The organism is Corynebacterium spheniscorum (genome assembly GCF_900113445.1).
GTDB classification, from domain to species: domain Bacteria; phylum Actinomycetota; class Actinomycetes; order Mycobacteriales; family Mycobacteriaceae; genus Corynebacterium; species Corynebacterium spheniscorum.
Map to the genome: position 1 here is coordinate 107,234 of NZ_FOPJ01000006.1, position 16,038 is coordinate 123,271.

Sequence of the window (16,038 nt, forward strand, 5' to 3'; positions counted from 1 at the left end):
TCCACCTTAACTGTTAGACTGCCCTGCGCTATGGATATGAGAACTCAGGTGTGGTCACCGCTGCAAAATATTGCGGTGTGGGTGGGCGCGTGGCTGTATGGGCATGTGCCCAGTGATGATCTCCTCGACGCTGCCGAGGAGCTGGGCTATGGCTTTGATTTAGCTACCCTGCAGGCCATGCGCGAGGCCCCGAATCGTCCGCCGCGGGTGCGCCTGCTAATTGGTGGCCCCGGGCAACCCACCGGTGTGGGTGGCGATGGTTTGGTGCTGCCGCATGATGAGCCACACCTGCACAATGTGTTCATCGCGCACACCGATGGTTCTTGGCAGCACCGCGTGGCGCAGGTTCCCTCAGAAGATTTTCTTTCCCCCGGCGATGCTGATCGCCTCTTACGCGAGGCCACCAATCGTGCCGCCGCGCAGATCGAGGCCCTGATTGGCCATGAGCCCCCGCGGGCCCGCAACCCCCGCCTGATGGTGGGCAGTTTGCGGGACTTCTATGAAACCCCTGGGCTTCCGCCGGGTACCTCCCCCCGCGCAGAAAAGCTTTTTGCTCGCGCCGATGCCGTGGCCGCCACCATTGAGGCGGTGACCGGGCTTGGCGACCATAGCTTGGATCACCTGATCTTGGGGTTAAGCCGCGATATCAGGCGGGCGCGGATGGCCGGGGTGGCCTATGCGGTGGTGGAGTTTTCGCGCTAGGCCTGCTTGCGCTGCGCCATATTGCCATGCCCGCCGCCGGGGTGTGCACCCAGGTGCTGCGGGGCGCGGTTATGCACCATTTTCGGCAGCGGATTTTCACAACAATCAGCGGCACAGAGTTGACCGTTAATGGTGCAGCCGGCGGGTTCAAGTTCCCCAATGAACTTCGGTTCTTCGCCCTTGACCAGCTCATTAATCAGATCAACAACCAGGTCAGTGAAGATATCCATATGCCCGATGGTGTCTGCGCGCAACATCCGCACGCCCATCTCATCGCAGGCTTGTTGAAGCTCCGTATCTAGATCCCACACCACTTCCATGTGGTCAGAAATAAAGCCGACTGGGCAGACCACCACTTCGGTCACGCCTTCTTCTTCGTGCAGCTCCGTCACACGATCCACCACATCCGGTTCCAACCAGGGGGTGCGCGGGTTACCAGAACGCGATTGCCACACATTCTCATAGGACTCAATCCCGAGTTTCTGGGCAATCAGCTTGGAGGATTCAAAGACCTGACGGGAATAAAGGTAAGGGCGCTCATCGCCACCGGCGTGCGCATCGGCCGCGGTGGGAATGGAGTGCGCGGTAAAGAGCACCCGCGAGTTCGGGCCGCCTTCAGCAATATCGAGCTTTTCTTGGAGCGCTTCGGCGAAGGCCTCAATAAAGAGCGGGTGGTTGTGGAAGTGCCGCAGTTTGGTGAACTCAATCCCCGGCAGGTTCTTATCCTGCAAGTACTGAATGATGTTTCGGATATCTTCGTCATATTGGCGGCAGGCGGAATAGCCTCCCCACGCAGAGGTGGCGAAGACGAGGGTGCGGCGCACCCCATCGGCGGCCATTTTCTCGGCGGTTTCAGTGGCGAAGGGGTGCCAATTGCGGTTGCCGAAGTAGATCGGGAGGTCGATCTTTTCTTCTAGGTGCGCGATGATTTCGCGGTTGCAATCATTAAGTGGGCTGACGCCACCGAAGTGGCGGTAGTGCTGGCCCACGACCTCTAAGCGATCCTTGGGGATGCCGCGGCCGCGGGTTACGTTCTCCAAAAAGGGGATGACCTCATCCTGGCCTTCGGGGCCACCAAAGGACAGGACCAGGAGTGCATCGTACTGTTGTGGGGCGGAGTCGTTCATGATCCGTACACTAGCAACTTAAATCAGTCGGACTGCATAAGGACTCATGCCGGAGTAGCGAACTGGGGAGATTTTCACAGTTGAACCAGACTGTGGCGCCTCTAGCATTTGGCCGTTTCCGAGATAAATAGCAACGTGGTATTCCGCGTTCGGGCCCCAGAAGAGCAGGTCCCCGCGTTGGATATTGGAGATATCGACCTTGGTGCCGCGTTGGTATTGATAACCGGTGTAGTGCGGCAAGGAAATGCCGACACCCGCGAAGGCGTAGAGCACCAAACCGGAGCAGTCGAAGCCCACCTTGTTGTAGTCCCCATAAGAGTCGGCGACACCATAGTCACGGATACCCAGGGTCGGACCATTGGCATTACCGCCACCCCAGGCATAGGGGGTTCCGATCACAGCCTTAGCGCGCGCGATCACGGTCTCGATCTTTTCTTCCCGCGTACCACCCACGGTGGCGGTAGTTTCCTTGGTGACCGACTCAGAGGTCTCCAACTTCGGCGCGGTCTTCGCAGCGGTGGTGCCGGTGGCATTTTCTACTGCGGCGATCGGCGCATTGGAATCGGAGTAGGGATCCTCGGTGGTGGTGTGATCCGGCTGCGTGGCGCCCACGAGCTTTGCAGTAGCTTCCCCGGCTACTACATTGGCGGCGTTTTCGGCGTCTTGCTTTGCTTTTTCCTCCGCAGCCGCGCGCTCGGCAGCTTCCTTGGCTTCCCGAGCCGCCTTCGCAGCAGCTTCCGCCTTCTTACGAGCTTCTTCCTTTTGACGAGCCTCCTCAGCGGCCTTACGCGCAGCTTCTTCAGCTTCGGCCTTCTTCCGGGCCTCTTCCTCAGCCTTGCGGCGTGCCTCTTCGGCCTTGCGGGCTTCTTCCTCAGCCTTCTTACGAGCTTCTTCGGCCTTGACCCACTCCTGGTATTCCTTGCGCTGTTCGCCTAGCGCATGGCGCTGATTACGCGCTTCATCCAAACGGATCTGCGCGGCATCACGCTCAGCCACCAGGCGTTCGCGTTCGCGGTTACGGGATTCCAGCTGTGAGCTGGTGGCCTGGATCTGCTGCTGGGCTTGGGCTTCTGCGGCTACGGCCTCAGCTTCGCGATCCTCCGCAATGCTACGGGCTACACGCAATTCAGATTCGCGGTTGGCATTTTCGGCGCGGGCGCGATCCAATTCTTCGATGGCACGCTTTTGCTTATCGATGGATTGGCGCAAATAGGTTTGGCGTTCCAGCGCATCATCAGCGGCCTTCTCCCCCGCCAGCGCAGCCGGGGTGGGGTTGGCATGACGATAAGCCGTGCGGGAGATCTCATCGAGACGTTCCTGCGCGGCTTCAATTTCATTTTGGGACTCATCGAGGGAATCCCGCGCATTCTTCACGCCTTGGCGGGCTTGCTCCGCTTTGGCTTGGGCATCATGCAGATCCACCAAGGCCTTATTCACGGCTTCTCGCAGGCGCCCCATTTCCAATTCGATGGCGGCGATTTCATCTTGGGTGCTGGCAATGGATCCCGCGAGCCCGGCGACAGCGGTGGAACCGGTGGCGATCGCAGCCTCGGCTTCCTGGATCTCTTGATCAGAGGGGTTAGCTGGCTGCGCGATGGCTGGGGTAACACTCGTCAGCATCGCAGAGCCAAGCAAGGTCGCCAAGCTGATCTTGACACGATTCGCCACGAAGTTCTCCTAAATCGCCAGCACGCTAGATGATCTAGCCTGCGGCCTTGTCTAAGTCACAAGGTTCTTTCCATGGCGTGCTTCCCCACATGCCCGGAAAGGTCAAGCTTTAAAACCTGACCTTGTGATTGAAGTTGTACAGATCAGCCCGTGAGCTGACATGTGAACCATAGGTCACAAAAGGGTCTCAAAGCACAACTAACCCCTAGAGTCACAGCAATAACATTGGTAGACAGCTCTCCCTACACCCCCACTGAGCTGCACAAACCCCCGTTACTGTTAATTATGTCACAATCCCCCCATTGGTAGGGCGTGTCTACCGGGAAACCCCTAAGGGTTGTTGTAAGGCCTCATCCCTTGACAGACAAAGCTCACAACCCCCGCGATCAGCACGCCCACCACTGCAGCCACGCCCGCCGCACCCCAGGGAAAGTCCAGGCCAGGGTCAGTGATAATGCCTTGAACCTGCTCCAACGGCGGCTGCGGCCCCAGGCGATACTCCAAAGACTCAATCTCCGCGCGACTTAGCGAACCGCTGACAATCGCAACCCCCTCATAAGGTGCATTGACCAACACCGTGTCCACCCCTGACTCACGATGCAGATCCTCCGCCATATCGCGCAGGTCCGGCAGCAAACGCGGCTGCACATCCACTACGGCCACCCCCATGTCATGCCCGCGCACCGCATCAATGAGCAATTGCTCATAATCGCCATCAATAAATTGGCTGTTGACCGCGACCCCATCCTCGGCCAGATCGGCACTTAAGGCCGGAATATCTACCGAATCGGGAACCATGGCAACCTCCTAAAATTCACGCCCCTGATCCTAGTTCATGGCTAGCTTTATCGAGCTCGGGTGCTCCGGCATGTCCCGCGCGGCATGCGGAGGTCACAGGCGGGGGTATGCCGCACCTTTAAACCCTGGAAATCCGAGCTCAAAAAAGCAAAACGCGAAGCATCTAAGGCTAGCCAAACCTACAGCGTATGGCCCTATTTTGGGGATAATCATATGCCCTATACCCCTGTTTCGGGGGACTAACCCCGTCGATTGGTGAACAGAACGCTCGTACTGTTAGAATTGCCGGTGGTCGAAGGCCTTTAACCTCTACCCTGGAGGCTATAAGGGCCATCGCGTTTTGGTGGTCAGCTCGCAGAGTGAACGCGCACAGCCCGCACTGCGTTCCGCCTGCGCGCGCGGCCAGCCTCAACCCCGCCCTTATGCGGACTCACACATAGAAGAAAGAGGAAACGGAGCTCACGTGATTGAGAGCAAGAACTCCTTTAATGCCAAGCGGACCCTTCAGGTCGGCGATAAGTCCTATGACTACTACGCTCTCGATGCCGTACCCGGCATGGAGAAGCTGCCGTACTCCCTGAAGGTCCTCGGCGAGAACCTGCTGCGTACCGAAGACGGCAAGAACGTCACCACCGAGCACATCGAAGCCATCGCCAACTGGGATGCCAAGGCTGAGCCGAGCGTGGAAATCCAGTTCACCCCGGCCCGTGTGCTGATGCAGGACTTCACCGGCGTGCCCTGCGTGGTCGACCTGGCCACCATGCGCGAGGCCGTGAAGACCCTCGGTGGCGACCCGGATCAGGTGAACCCCCTGAACCCCGCTGAGATGGTCATTGACCACTCCGTGATTATTGAAGCCTTCGGCCGCTCTGATGCTCTGGCAAAGAACGTCGAAATTGAATACCAGCGCAATGAAGAGCGCTATCAATTCCTGCGTTGGGGTGCTGAGAACTTCTCCAACTTCCGCGTTGTGCCCCCAGGAACCGGCATTGTTCACCAGGTGAACATCGAGTATCTCTCCCGCGTTGTCTTCGACAATGAAGGCGTTGCCTATCCGGACACCTGCATTGGTACCGACTCGCACACCACCATGGAAAACGGCCTGGGCATCCTCGGCTGGGGCGTCGGCGGTATTGAGGCCGAGGCTGCCATGCTAGGGCAGCCGGTTTCCATGCTGATCCCCAAGGTGGTTGGATTCAAGCTCTCCGGTGAAATCCCGGTGGGTGTGACCGCTACCGACGTGGTGCTGACCATCACCGACATGCTGCGTCAGCACGGTGTGGTTCAGAAATTCGTTGAGTTCTACGGCAATGGCGTTAAGTCCGTGCCGCTGGCCAACCGCGCCACCATCGGCAATATGTCTCCGGAATTCGGTTCCACCTGTGCGATCTTCCCGATCGACGAAGAGACTATCAAGTACCTGGAGCTGACTGGCCGCCCGAAGGAGCAGATCGCTCGCGTCGAGGCTTATGCCAAGGCTCAGGGCCTGTGGCTGGAGCAGGACGCTCCGGAAGCCGAGTACTCCGAGTACCTTGAGCTGGACCTGTCCACCGTGAAGCCCTCCATCGCTGGCCCGAAGCGCCCGCAGGACCGCATCCTGCTCTCCGAGGCTAAGGAGACTTTCCGCAAGGACCTGCTCACCTTCACCAACGACCCGGTCTGCGAAGACGACAGCCAGGCTGGCACCAAGATGGGCTACGAAGGCGAAGTTCAGGAGCCGGAGACCGAAGGCAACGAAAACTACAACGCCTCCTGGCCGGGCCGCGGTGAATCCGCTGCTCGTGGAGCCAAGGGACGTCCCTCCAAGCCGGTGGTGGTTAAGTCTCCGCAGGGCGGCGAGTACACCGTTGACCACGGCATGATCGCCATTGCCTCGATCACCTCCTGCACCAACACCTCTAACCCCTCGGTTATGGTTGGCGCCGGCCTGATCGCCCGCAAGGCCAATGAAAAGGGCCTGCGCGCTAAGCCTTGGGTCAAAACCATTTGTGCCCCCGGCTCCCAGGTTGTGGATGGCTACTACAAGCGTGCTGATCTCTGGAAGGACCTGGAAGCCCTCGGCTTCTACCTCTCCGGCTTCGGCTGCGCCTCCTGTATTGGTAACTCCGGCCCGCTGCCGCAGGAAGTTTCCGATGCCATCAACGACAACGACCTGACCGCCACCGCGGTGCTCTCCGGTAACCGTAACTTCGAAGGCCGCATCTCTCCTGATGTGAAGATGAACTACCTGGCCTCCCCGATCATGGTTATCGCCTACGCCATCGCCGGCACCCTGGACTTCGACTTCGAAACCGACTCCCTGGGCAAGGACCAAGATGGCAATGATGTCTACCTGAAGGACATTTGGCCCTCTCAGGAAGAGATCGAAGAGACCATCAACGGTGCGATCTCCCGCGAACTCTACGAAGCCGACTATGCCGACGTCTTCAAGGGCGACGCACAGTGGCAGAACCTGGATGTTCCGACCGGCAAGACCTTCGCCTGGGATGAGAACTCCACCTATATCCGCAAAGCCCCTTACTTCGATGGCATGGAGCTGGAGCCCGCACCGGTTGAGGACATCAAGGGCGCTCGCGTCCTGGCCAAGCTGGGCGACTCGGTCACCACTGACCACATCTCCCCCGCTTCCTCCATTAAGCCCGGCACCCCGGCTGCTCAGTATCTGGACTCCAAGGGTGTTGAGGTGCAGGACTACAACTCCCTGGGTTCCCGTCGTGGCAATCACGAAGTGATGATGCGCGGTACCTTCGCCAATATCCGTCTGCGCAACCAGCTGGTGAATATCGACGGTGGCTACACCCGCGACTTCACCCAGGAAGGCGCCCCGCAGTCCTTTATCTTCGATGCCTGCGAGAACTACCGCGAAGCCGGTATCCCGCTGGTCGTCTTGGGCGGTAAGGAATACGGCACCGGTTCTTCCCGTGACTGGGCCGCCAAGGGCACCATCCTGCTCGGCGTGAAGGCCGTCATCACCGAATCCTTCGAACGTATTCACCGTTCGAACCTGATCGGTATGGGTGTTATCCCGCTGCAGTTCCCCGATGGCGAGTCCCACGAGTCCCTCGGCTTGGACGGCACTGAAACCTTCGATATCGAAGGCATTGAGGAGCTGAACAATGGCGTGACCCCGAAGACGGTTCACGTGACTGCCACTAAGGAAGATGGCTCGGTCACCGAGTTTGACGCAGTGGTCCGCATCGACACTCCCGGTGAGGCTGACTACTACCGTCACGGCGGCATCCTGCAGTACGTGCTGCGCCAAATGGCTCAGTCCTAAGCAGAGTGTGAGCGCACCCCGAGGCCAACAAGGTCTCGGGGTTCGTCCTCACCCCTGGAAACGCTGTCTCAAAAGGAGGCCATATGCCCGTTGTTAGCACGACGGAGCTATCCCGTCGCCGCCAAGACATCCTGGAAGGCGCGCGCCGCTGTTTTGCGGAACATGGCTACGAAGGGGCAACGGTCCGCCGCTTAGAGGAAGCTACCGGTAAATCCCGGGGCGCTATTTTCCACCACTTCCAAGACAAAGAGAATCTCTTCCTCGCCCTCGCCCGCGAAGATGCCGCCACCATGGCGGATGTCGTCGCCCAAGAGGGCTTGGTGGAAGTGATGCGAGAACTCTTATCGCACCCCGAACGTCATGGGTGGTTCGCTACCCGCCTAGAAATCGCTACCCTGCTGCGCACCGATGCGAGCTTCCGCGAACGCTGGCGTCAACACCAAGCAGTGCTGGACCAAGCAGTGCATGATCGTTTGACGCGCAATGCTGAGCAAGGACGCATGCGTACCGATGTGCCTGTAGACGTACTCCAAACCTATTTGGAGACCGTGATGGATGGGCTATTGACGCGATTGGCTTCCGATCGACCCACCGATGGTTTGCACGCTGTGCTGGATCTTGTGGAGGACTCCGTCCGCGCCCAAAACTAAAAATATCGCCTGCTTTTTGGGGAGTGCCCCAAGCGGGCGATATTTTTATGCGCGGGTTTAAGATATTTCCTCATGGTTTCCATGCTTCTTATCTCTCCTCGCCAAGGCGCTGAGGTGGCCGCCGCTGAATACCGAGACTTCTGTGTCGCCGCTGGACTGCGCGAAGGGGAATTAGAGCAACGCATGCTCGATCATGCTGATTCATCACTAGGCGACCTGCGCGGTTTCGATGGGGTATTTGTGGGCGGTAGCTCCCTTAATGTCACGAACCCCACCTATTCCCCCTGGCAGCAGCAGGTGCATGCAGAACTTAAAGCGCTGATTGACTCCCCCATCCCGACTTTCTTGGTCTGCTATGGCAACACCTTGGTCGCTGGACTCTATGGCGGCGAAGTCGGTCGCACGCACCCCGAGGACTCCGGGGAAACCATCGTTGAGCTCACTGAGTATGGGCTCAAGGATCCCCTCACCCGAGGCTTCCCGCCGCGCTTTAGCTCCCTTACCGGGCATACCGAAAACGTGATCAGCCCGGCGCCTGGCTCGCAGGTCTTAGCCACCGGGCCACGCTGCCCGATCCAAATGGTGCGCGCCAATGCCAGCACCTGGGCCTGCCAATTCCATGCCGATATGGATGCTCATGCGATGAAAACCCGCATGGATTTTTATCGCGACTATGGCTATTTCGCGGCTTCAGAATATGAACGCATTATCGCTGAGCTGCCTTCGATTGACACCACCTGGAGTAATCGACTGCTGGCTAATTTCGTGGCCTACTGCCGGGATGCTTCCCCCTACGGGGGTAAGGATCGCTTGCCGGAGTAAGAGTCAAAACCTATAGGGTCTTTCCCATGGGTTCCTTCTTATTAGTTTCGGCACGCCAAGGCGATCAGGTGCTCGCCAATGAGTACCAGGACTTCCTCAGTACCACTGGGCTGCGCGAAGAAGAACTCACGCACCGCGTGCTCGATAGCGTTGATGCGAGCATCGGGGAGATTGAAGGCTTTGATGGGATCTTCTCTGGCGGAAGCTCCCTTAATGTCACAAACGAAAACTATGACGAGTGGCAGCACCATGTGCATGCAGAACTCAAGAAGCTCATCGACTCCCCTATCCCCACGCTCTTCGTATGCTTCGGCAACACATTGGTGGCTGAACTTGATGGTGGCGTGGTGGGCAATACGCATCCCGAGGAAGCCGGCACCACCGTGGTCGAACTAACCCCCGCCGGGTCGGAAGATCCGCTCACCCGCGGTCTGCCGCCGCGCTTTGAGGCCTTGACTGGGCATAAAGAGAACGTGGTGAAAGTAAACCCGCGGGGCGTGGTGCTGGCCACTGGGCCCACCTGCCCGGTCCAGATGGTGCGGGCAACAGATAGCACCTGGGCGGTGCAATTCCATACCGACCTCACCGCGGAGGGTCTGGCTACCCGCATGGGCTTCTACCGTGGGCATGGGTATTTCTCGGATGAAGACTATGAGGATATTGTCTCCCGCGCGCGAGCTATTGATACCAGTTCGGCGAATCAGATTATGCGGAATTTCGTGAACTATTGCCTTAGGTGATCCTGAGGGGGATGTACGATATCCCTCATGTTCGCGATCATCACCGTCACCGGCGCCGACCATGTCGGCATTATTGCCGCCGTATCCACCGCTCTAGCGGAGCAAAAAGTCAATATCCACAACGTGTCTCAGACGATTATGGATGAATGGTTCACCATGATTTTGCAGGTGAGCTTCGATGATTCGGAGCGCACCATTGCAGATATTCAGGAACATATGCACCGGGTGGAGGAAGCCGAGAATTTGGTGATCCGCATCCAGTCGGAAGCGCTCTTTACCGCGGTTAATGAGATTTAAGCGCCATGACCTTGAATATTAACTCCCACGCGATCCTCGACACCATCGAGATGATCGAAAAGTACCGCCTGGATATTCGCACCGTCACCATGGGGATCTCGCTGCTGCAGTGCAGTCGAAGCTCGATGAGTGACACCGCCAATGCGGTCTACGATCATGTCACCACCAAGGCGAAACACTTGGTGGAAACCTGCGAAGGTATTGAACGCGAACTCGGCATCCCGATTGTTAATAAGCGCATCTCAGTAACCCCGGTAGCGCTGATTGCCGCTGGTTGCGAGGGTGACCCCACCGAAATCGCCCATGCCCTGGACCGCGCTGCCGCGGAAGTGGGCGTGAACTTTATTGGTGGATACTCTGCCCTGGTGGACAAGGGGTTGGGCGCTGCCGATGAGGCGCTTATTCGCTCCATTCCGCAGGCCCTTTCGGAGACCAACCTCGTATGTTCTTCGGTGAATGTGGGTAGCTCGCGTGCTGGCATCAACATGGACGCAGCCCGCCTGATGGGCGAGGTCATCAAGGATGCAGCGGAGCGAACGAAGGATCGTTCGGCCATTGCGTGCGCGAAGCTCGTGGTCTTTGCCAACGCCGTGGGCGATAACCCCTTCATGGCTGGTGCCTTCCATGGTGTGGAAGAAGCGGACTGCGTTGTCTCCGTGGGTGTTTCCGGCCCGGGTGTGGTCGACCGTGCCCTCGGTGATCTCGAAGGCGCAAGCCTCAACGAAGTAGCCGAGGAAATCAAGAAAGCTGCCTTCAAGATCACCCGCACCGGACAGCTGGTGGGCACCATGGCCTCGGAACGCCTGGGGGTGCCCTTTGGCATTGTGGATCTCTCCCTTGCCCCTACCGCTGAGCTGGGTGACTCCGTGGCTCACATTTTGGAGCATATGGGCCTCGACCAGGTTGGTACCCACGGTACGACCGCTGCCCTAGCCTTGCTTAATGATGCGGTGAAGAAGGGCGGCATGATGGCCTGCTCCCGCGTGGGTGGGCTTTCTGGTTCCTTCATCCCGGTTTCTGAAGACAAGGGCATGATTGATGCCGTGCGTAGCGGCGCTATTAGCATCGACAAGCTGGAAGCCATGACCGCTATTTGCTCAGTTGGCCTGGACATGATTGCCGTGCCTGGTGATACCTCCGCCGAAACCATTGCCGGAATGATCGCTGATGAAGCTGCCATTGGTGTGATGAACCATAAGACCACCGCAGTACGCGTGATCCCGGTGCCTGGTACCAAGCCGGGCGATGAGGTTAACTTTGGTGGCTTGCTGGGCTATGCCCCGGTGATCCCTGTCAACGAGGTCGGCAACAGCACCTTCGTGCATCGCGGAGGCTATATTCCTGCCCCGGTTCACGGTTTTAGAAACTAGGCTCTCGCTCAGAATGCACCTGGCCCTTTCGGGTTGGGTGCATTTTTTTGAGGATCGATTCCATATATTGGGACAATTGGGGCTAAAGTGTCTCAAAAAATCGTGCGTCTTGGGGTAGGTTGAGCGTTTTAGGTTGATTTTTATTCATCGATGACTGTGCCCTTGAGCTGCGAAGATGCGAAAAGGCTGTACTAAGCGGTTCATTTTTTCGCACTTCTCTGTCTACAGTGCAGTCAACCTATTCAGAGCGGCTGAGAGACCCGGGTCCATGACGCCGCAGCAACCGCCGCATATGTGCGGAAGGTGCTAAGGCCGGGATGCGATAGGAAGTGGGTACTTCGTGACAACTGCACTGCTCTACCGACCGGACACTGCACCGGATTATCCGACTGTGTCCTTCGAGCTTTATCCTCCCCGAAGCTTGGAGCCTGCCTCCAGTGTGTGGGTGGGCGTCAATCGCCTCATTGGCGCAGCCCCGGATTATGTTTCGGTGACCTATGGTGCGGCCGGTAATCGTGCGGATAGTCGTGATCGTTCTGTTCAAGTCCTCCTCAAAGTTCTCAAAGAGCACCCGCACCTACCTGCTGTCGCGCACCTGACCTGCCTGGGTTCGACCCGTGGTGAGCTGCAGATGATTGTGCGTTTGCTGCTTCACGCTGGAATCCGGGATTTCCTGGCGCTGCGCGGCGACATGCCCCCGGGAGGCATCGACCACATTGCACCGGAGCACCGTCTGAACCGCGGTGTGGAATTGGTGCAATTGATTCGTGAGATCGCTGCCGAAGTTTGCCCTGAAGAGGTTGTTTCCATTGCTGTCGCCGCCTACCCCGCCACCCGCGGGCAGGCGCGCAGCAATGATATTGCGGCTTTAGTCGAAAAGGCCCAGGCTGGTGCCGACTATGCCATCACCCAGGTGTTTTATGACCCCGAAGACTATGCCTCGATGGTTCGTGAACTACGCCTAGCCGGTTGCCGCATGCCGCTGGTTCCGGGGATTTTGCCGCTTAATGATCTGCGACGTCTCCAAGCTTTGGAGAAATTAGCTGGCGTGAAGGTCCCGGAGCATCTGCGCACCATGCTTTCCCAAAAAGACCCCCGCACTCGCGTGGCGGATTCTCTGAAAGCCACCTTGGACCTGATTAGCGGTGTCCTCGATGCTGGTGCACCGGGCGTGCATATTTACTCCTTCAACCGTCCCCGCCCGACCCTGGACCTGTTGGAGTACCTGCGTGCCGCTGGGTATTTGGCACGTAAGCCGCGGGCCGAGAATGCCCAACGCCAACGCCCGCAACGCGGACCGGTCGACGCGGAGCTCGTCGGTTTGGCACTGCGCCATCTCACACCGGCCTCTTAGTTTTTGTTCCCCAAGAATTCCTCAACCTGACCTTAAGAAAGCACCCTGACGCACATGAGTAACAGCACCTCCCAATTCCCCTTGGCTTCGATCCTCGGCTATCCGCGGATCGGACCGAACCGTGAACTGAAGTTCGCCTTGGAATCGTTCTGGCATGGTGAAAATAACGATCTCGCCGCCACCGCTGATGAACTGCGCGTTAAGCGCACCCGGCGTCTGCGCGACCTCGGCTTGGAAGAAGCCGGCGCCATTCCGGAAGATTTCTCCTACTACGACCAGGTGCTCGACATCATCACCGCGCTGGGTGCCGTGCCGGAGCGCTTCGCCCCTGAACGCAAGGTCCTGGCTGATAGCGAACCGGAGTCCACTGAATCTTTGAAGGCTCAGTTCACCATCGCTCGTGGTGAAGGTGACCGCGCTGCGCTCTCCCTGATGAAGTGGTTGGACTCCAACTATCACTACCTGGTTCCGGAGATCGGTCCGGATACCGAGATCTCCTATCTTGGCTCCAAGCGTGTGCGTGCTATCGCTACCACCAAGGATGCAGCGCGGACCCGCCCGGTTCTGGTTGGACCGCTGACCTTCCTGCTGCTGGCTAGCGCCGCAGATAATGCACCGGAGGGCTATGAACCCTTCGAGCGTCTTGATGATGTTCTCGCTGGCTACAAGGGCCTGGTTGAAGACCTCAAGGCCAATGGTGCCACCCTGGTTCAATTCGATGAACCGGCTCTGTGTAGTGACCGCCATACGGTTGCCCGCGATCGCATCCTTGACGGTGTTGCCAAGGTTTATGGCGAGCTTGCTGAAATCCTGCCCACCGCTGTTGCCTTGAGCTATGGCCATGCCGAGGACGTTGTCGATGTTCTGGCCAAGACCAAGGTTGACACCGTGGTACTGGACCTAGTGCGCGGCTGCGAACCGGGTGAAGCTGACCTCAACCGTTGGGCTGAAAGCTATGCCGGGCGCACCATCGCCCTGGGCATCGTCTCCGGCCGCAATATTTGGCGTACGGACCTCGATGAGGCCCTGGAGACGCTGCGCCGCATCAAGAAGAACCTGGGCGATGATGTCCGGGTAGCTGTTACCACCTCCACTTCCCTGCAGCACGTCCCGCATGACGTGAGCCGCGAAGAGTCCCTCGATCCGCAGATCCGCTCCTGGCTTGCTTTCGCTGACCAGAAGGTCGAAGAAGTCGTGGCTCTAGCCAAGGGCTTGGCTGAAGGCGATGAGGCGATCGAAGATGCACTCTCCGATTCTCGTGCCGCCGCTACTTCCCGTCGCGAACACCCCGGTGTGAAGGTCGAAGAGGTGCGCAAGGCCACCGCGGCTGTCACCGATGATGACCGCAACCGTGGCGACTACGCCGAGCGCAAGGCTGCTCAGGATGAAGCCCTGAAGCTGCCGCTGCTGCCGACCACCACCATTGGTTCCTTCCCGCAGACCAAGGAAATTCGTGCAGCCCGTGCTGCTCACCGTCGCGGTGAGCTCTCCACCGCTGACTACGAAGCAGCTATGGAGAAGGAAATCCACGATGTGATCCGCACCCAGGAAGAAATTGGTGTGGATGTGCTGGTTCACGGTGAAGCTGAGCGCAATGACATGGTTCAGTACTTCGCTGAGCATCTGAATGGCTTCGTCACTACCACCCATGGCTGGGTGCAGTCCTATGGTTCCCGTTGCACCCGCCCGTCGATCCTGTGGGGCGATGTGACCCGTCCGGAGCCGATCACCGTCCGCTGGTCTGGCTACGCAGCTTCCCTGACTGATCGCGTGGTCAAGGGCATGCTGACCGGTCCGGTGACCATCATGGCGTGGTCCTTCGTCCGCGAAGACATCCCGTGGGGCGAGGTTGCCGATCAGCTGGGTCTCTGCCTGCGCGATGAGGTTCGCGACTTGGAAGCCGCTGGTGTCCAGGTGATCCAGGTGGATGAGCCGGCCATTCGTGAGCTGCTGCCGCTGCGTTCCACTGAGGAAACTGAGTACCTGCGCTGGTCCGTTGGTTCCTTCCGCCTTGCTACCGGTAGCGCCGCGAAGGAAACCTCGATCCACACGCACCTCTGCTACTCCGACTTCGCGACTGTGGTGGATGCTATCGACCGTCTGGATGCGGACGTCACCTCGATTGAGGCCTCGCGTTCGCGCATGGCTGTGCTTCCGGCAATCGCGGAGCATGGCTTCGACCGCGGCCTGGGGCCCGGTGTGTGGGATATCCACTCCCCGCGTGTTCCCAGCGTGGAAGAGATCTCAGAGCTGATCGATCGTGCTCTGGATGCCTTGGCTCCGGAACAGCTTTGGGTGAACCCGGACTGCGGTCTGAAGACCCGTGGTTGGGAAGAGACCAGTGCTTCCCTGAAGAATCTGGTGGAAGCTGCGAAGGCTGCTCGCGAAAAGCTGAGCTAGCCCACTAAGAAACGCCCGCACTGCCTGGTGAGGTGTGCGGGCGTTTTTGTTTTGGGGTTGGTTAATCACCGTGCCTGTGGGTGTTGGCACGGTGGTTTTTGTGTTGGGGGTTAGAAGGGTGGGGGTTGGTTGGGGTTGTTGGTGTGGTTGGTGAGTTTGCGGATGCTGCGTTTGATTTCGGCTTGGGTTTTGTAGTGTTCTTTGATGAGTTGTTGGTCCTCGGGGCTTAGGGGGTTGTGGGGGAAGATTTCTGTGTGTTTGGTGGGGGTGTCCCAGCGGTTGGGGCGGGGTCGGTGGGGCATGACGCTGTTTTTTAGGGCTTTCTTTTCCTTTCTGCTCATCTGGGGGCGTTTCGGGAATTTTAAGGCACCGTTAGGTAGCCGGCTGGGTGCTTGGACCGTTGCGGTGCGGTAGTTGGTGATGGTGACGTGGTAGTCATCATCGGGATAAATCGGCGGGCGGGGTTTCTCCTTTGGTTTCGGGGGCTTAGGTTTCGGTGTGGGTGTTGGGGGTGTGGTGTCTTGGATGGCTTGGCGGGCGTGTTGTTTGGCTTGCTTAGCGTGTTCCTTTGACTGTTCGGCTTCTTGTTGGGTTTGTTGTTTTCGTTGTTGGAGGAGTTTTTCGGTTTCTTTGATTGTTGTAGGTCTGTCGGTGATGGTGTTCCAGGTGGTTGCCCAGGTGGTGTTGGTGATAGTGGCGATCGGCCCGGTAGGTAGGGTGATGTGCGGGTTGTTGGTGGTGTCGGGGGTGTTCCAGTGGAAGAAGCATTTTCCGTTGTGGTCCATAAACACCCGGTATTTCCTCGAGGTCTTCAAATTGTGGTGTTTTTTGCA

At 58.4% G+C, this 16,038-nt stretch carries 13 protein-coding genes and 1 riboswitch; of the genes, 9 read left to right on the plus strand and 4 right to left on the minus strand.

The features are described from left to right. The first annotated feature begins 36 nt into the window (after positions 1–36). Positions 37–702, plus strand: a complete 666-nt coding sequence (locus BMZ01_RS06330) for a hypothetical protein (protein ID WP_342341893.1) — start codon at positions 37–39, stop codon at positions 700–702. Here the strand turns inward: BMZ01_RS06330 and BMZ01_RS06335 are convergent. From BMZ01_RS06335 to BMZ01_RS06345, 3 genes are all read right to left on the minus strand, one after another. After that, positions 699–1,829: a ferrochelatase gene (locus BMZ01_RS06335; RefSeq protein WP_092285585.1), complete on the minus strand. Its 1,131-nt coding sequence runs from the start codon at positions 1,827–1,829 to the stop codon at positions 699–701. The genes BMZ01_RS06330 and BMZ01_RS06335 overlap by 4 nt on opposite strands. Positions 1,830–1,847: 18 nt before the next feature. Then, on the minus strand, positions 1,848–3,449 hold the full coding sequence (locus BMZ01_RS06340) for a DIP1281 family NlpC/P60 protein (RefSeq protein ID WP_092285638.1): 1,602 nt from the start codon (positions 3,447–3,449) through the stop codon (positions 1,848–1,850). Positions 3,450–3,827: 378 nt separating this feature from the next. Beyond that, positions 3,828–4,295: an Rv1476 family membrane protein gene (locus tag BMZ01_RS06345; RefSeq protein ID WP_092285587.1), complete on the minus strand. Its 468-nt coding sequence runs from the start codon at positions 4,293–4,295 to the stop codon at positions 3,828–3,830. A 463-nt stretch (positions 4,296–4,758) separates the two neighbouring features. Between BMZ01_RS06345 and can the strand changes: the two genes are divergently transcribed. The 8 genes from can (at position 4,759) to metE (ending at position 15,205) form a co-directional block, all read left to right on the plus strand. Beyond that, positions 4,759–7,572 carry an aconitate hydratase gene (gene can / locus BMZ01_RS06350; protein WP_092285589.1) on the plus strand — a complete coding sequence of 938 codons (2,814 nt, stop codon included), beginning with the start codon at positions 4,759–4,761 and terminating at the stop codon, positions 7,570–7,572. 83 nt (positions 7,573–7,655) lie between these two features. Then, positions 7,656–8,222, plus strand: coding sequence for a TetR/AcrR family transcriptional regulator (locus BMZ01_RS06355; RefSeq protein ID WP_092285591.1), 567 nt, complete (start codon positions 7,656–7,658; stop codon positions 8,220–8,222). A 72-nt stretch (positions 8,223–8,294) separates the two neighbouring features. Beyond that, positions 8,295–9,044 carry a glutamine amidotransferase gene (locus BMZ01_RS06360; protein WP_092285593.1) on the plus strand — a complete coding sequence of 250 codons (750 nt, stop codon included), beginning with the start codon at positions 8,295–8,297 and terminating at the stop codon, positions 9,042–9,044. A 26-nt stretch (positions 9,045–9,070) separates the two neighbouring features. Then, positions 9,071–9,784 (plus strand): glutamine amidotransferase, encoded by a 714-nt coding sequence (locus tag BMZ01_RS06365; protein ID WP_092285595.1) that lies wholly within the window; start codon positions 9,071–9,073, stop codon positions 9,782–9,784. A gap of 27 nt (positions 9,785–9,811) precedes the next feature. Next, on the plus strand, positions 9,812–10,081 hold the full coding sequence (locus BMZ01_RS06370; protein WP_092285596.1) for an ACT domain-containing protein: 270 nt from the start codon (positions 9,812–9,814) through the stop codon (positions 10,079–10,081). 5 nt (positions 10,082–10,086) lie between these two features. Then, positions 10,087–11,451, plus strand: coding sequence for a PFL family protein (locus BMZ01_RS06375; protein ID WP_092285598.1), 1,365 nt, complete (start codon positions 10,087–10,089; stop codon positions 11,449–11,451). A 235-nt stretch (positions 11,452–11,686) separates the two neighbouring features. After that, positions 11,687–11,780, plus strand: a riboswitch (SAM riboswitch). A gap of 11 nt (positions 11,781–11,791) precedes the next feature. Then, positions 11,792–12,805: a methylenetetrahydrofolate reductase gene (locus BMZ01_RS06380; RefSeq protein WP_092285600.1), complete on the plus strand. Its 1,014-nt coding sequence runs from the start codon at positions 11,792–11,794 to the stop codon at positions 12,803–12,805. Positions 12,806–12,859: 54 nt separating this feature from the next. Then, positions 12,860–15,205, plus strand: coding sequence for a 5-methyltetrahydropteroyltriglutamate--homocysteine S-methyltransferase (gene metE, locus BMZ01_RS06385; RefSeq protein ID WP_092285602.1), 2,346 nt, complete (start codon positions 12,860–12,862; stop codon positions 15,203–15,205). 110 nt (positions 15,206–15,315) lie between these two features. On the opposite strand, the gene BMZ01_RS06390 is transcribed toward metE, so the two are convergent. Next, positions 15,316–16,038: hypothetical protein (locus BMZ01_RS06390; protein ID WP_218140940.1), on the minus strand; the 723-nt coding region annotated here is incomplete at its 5' end.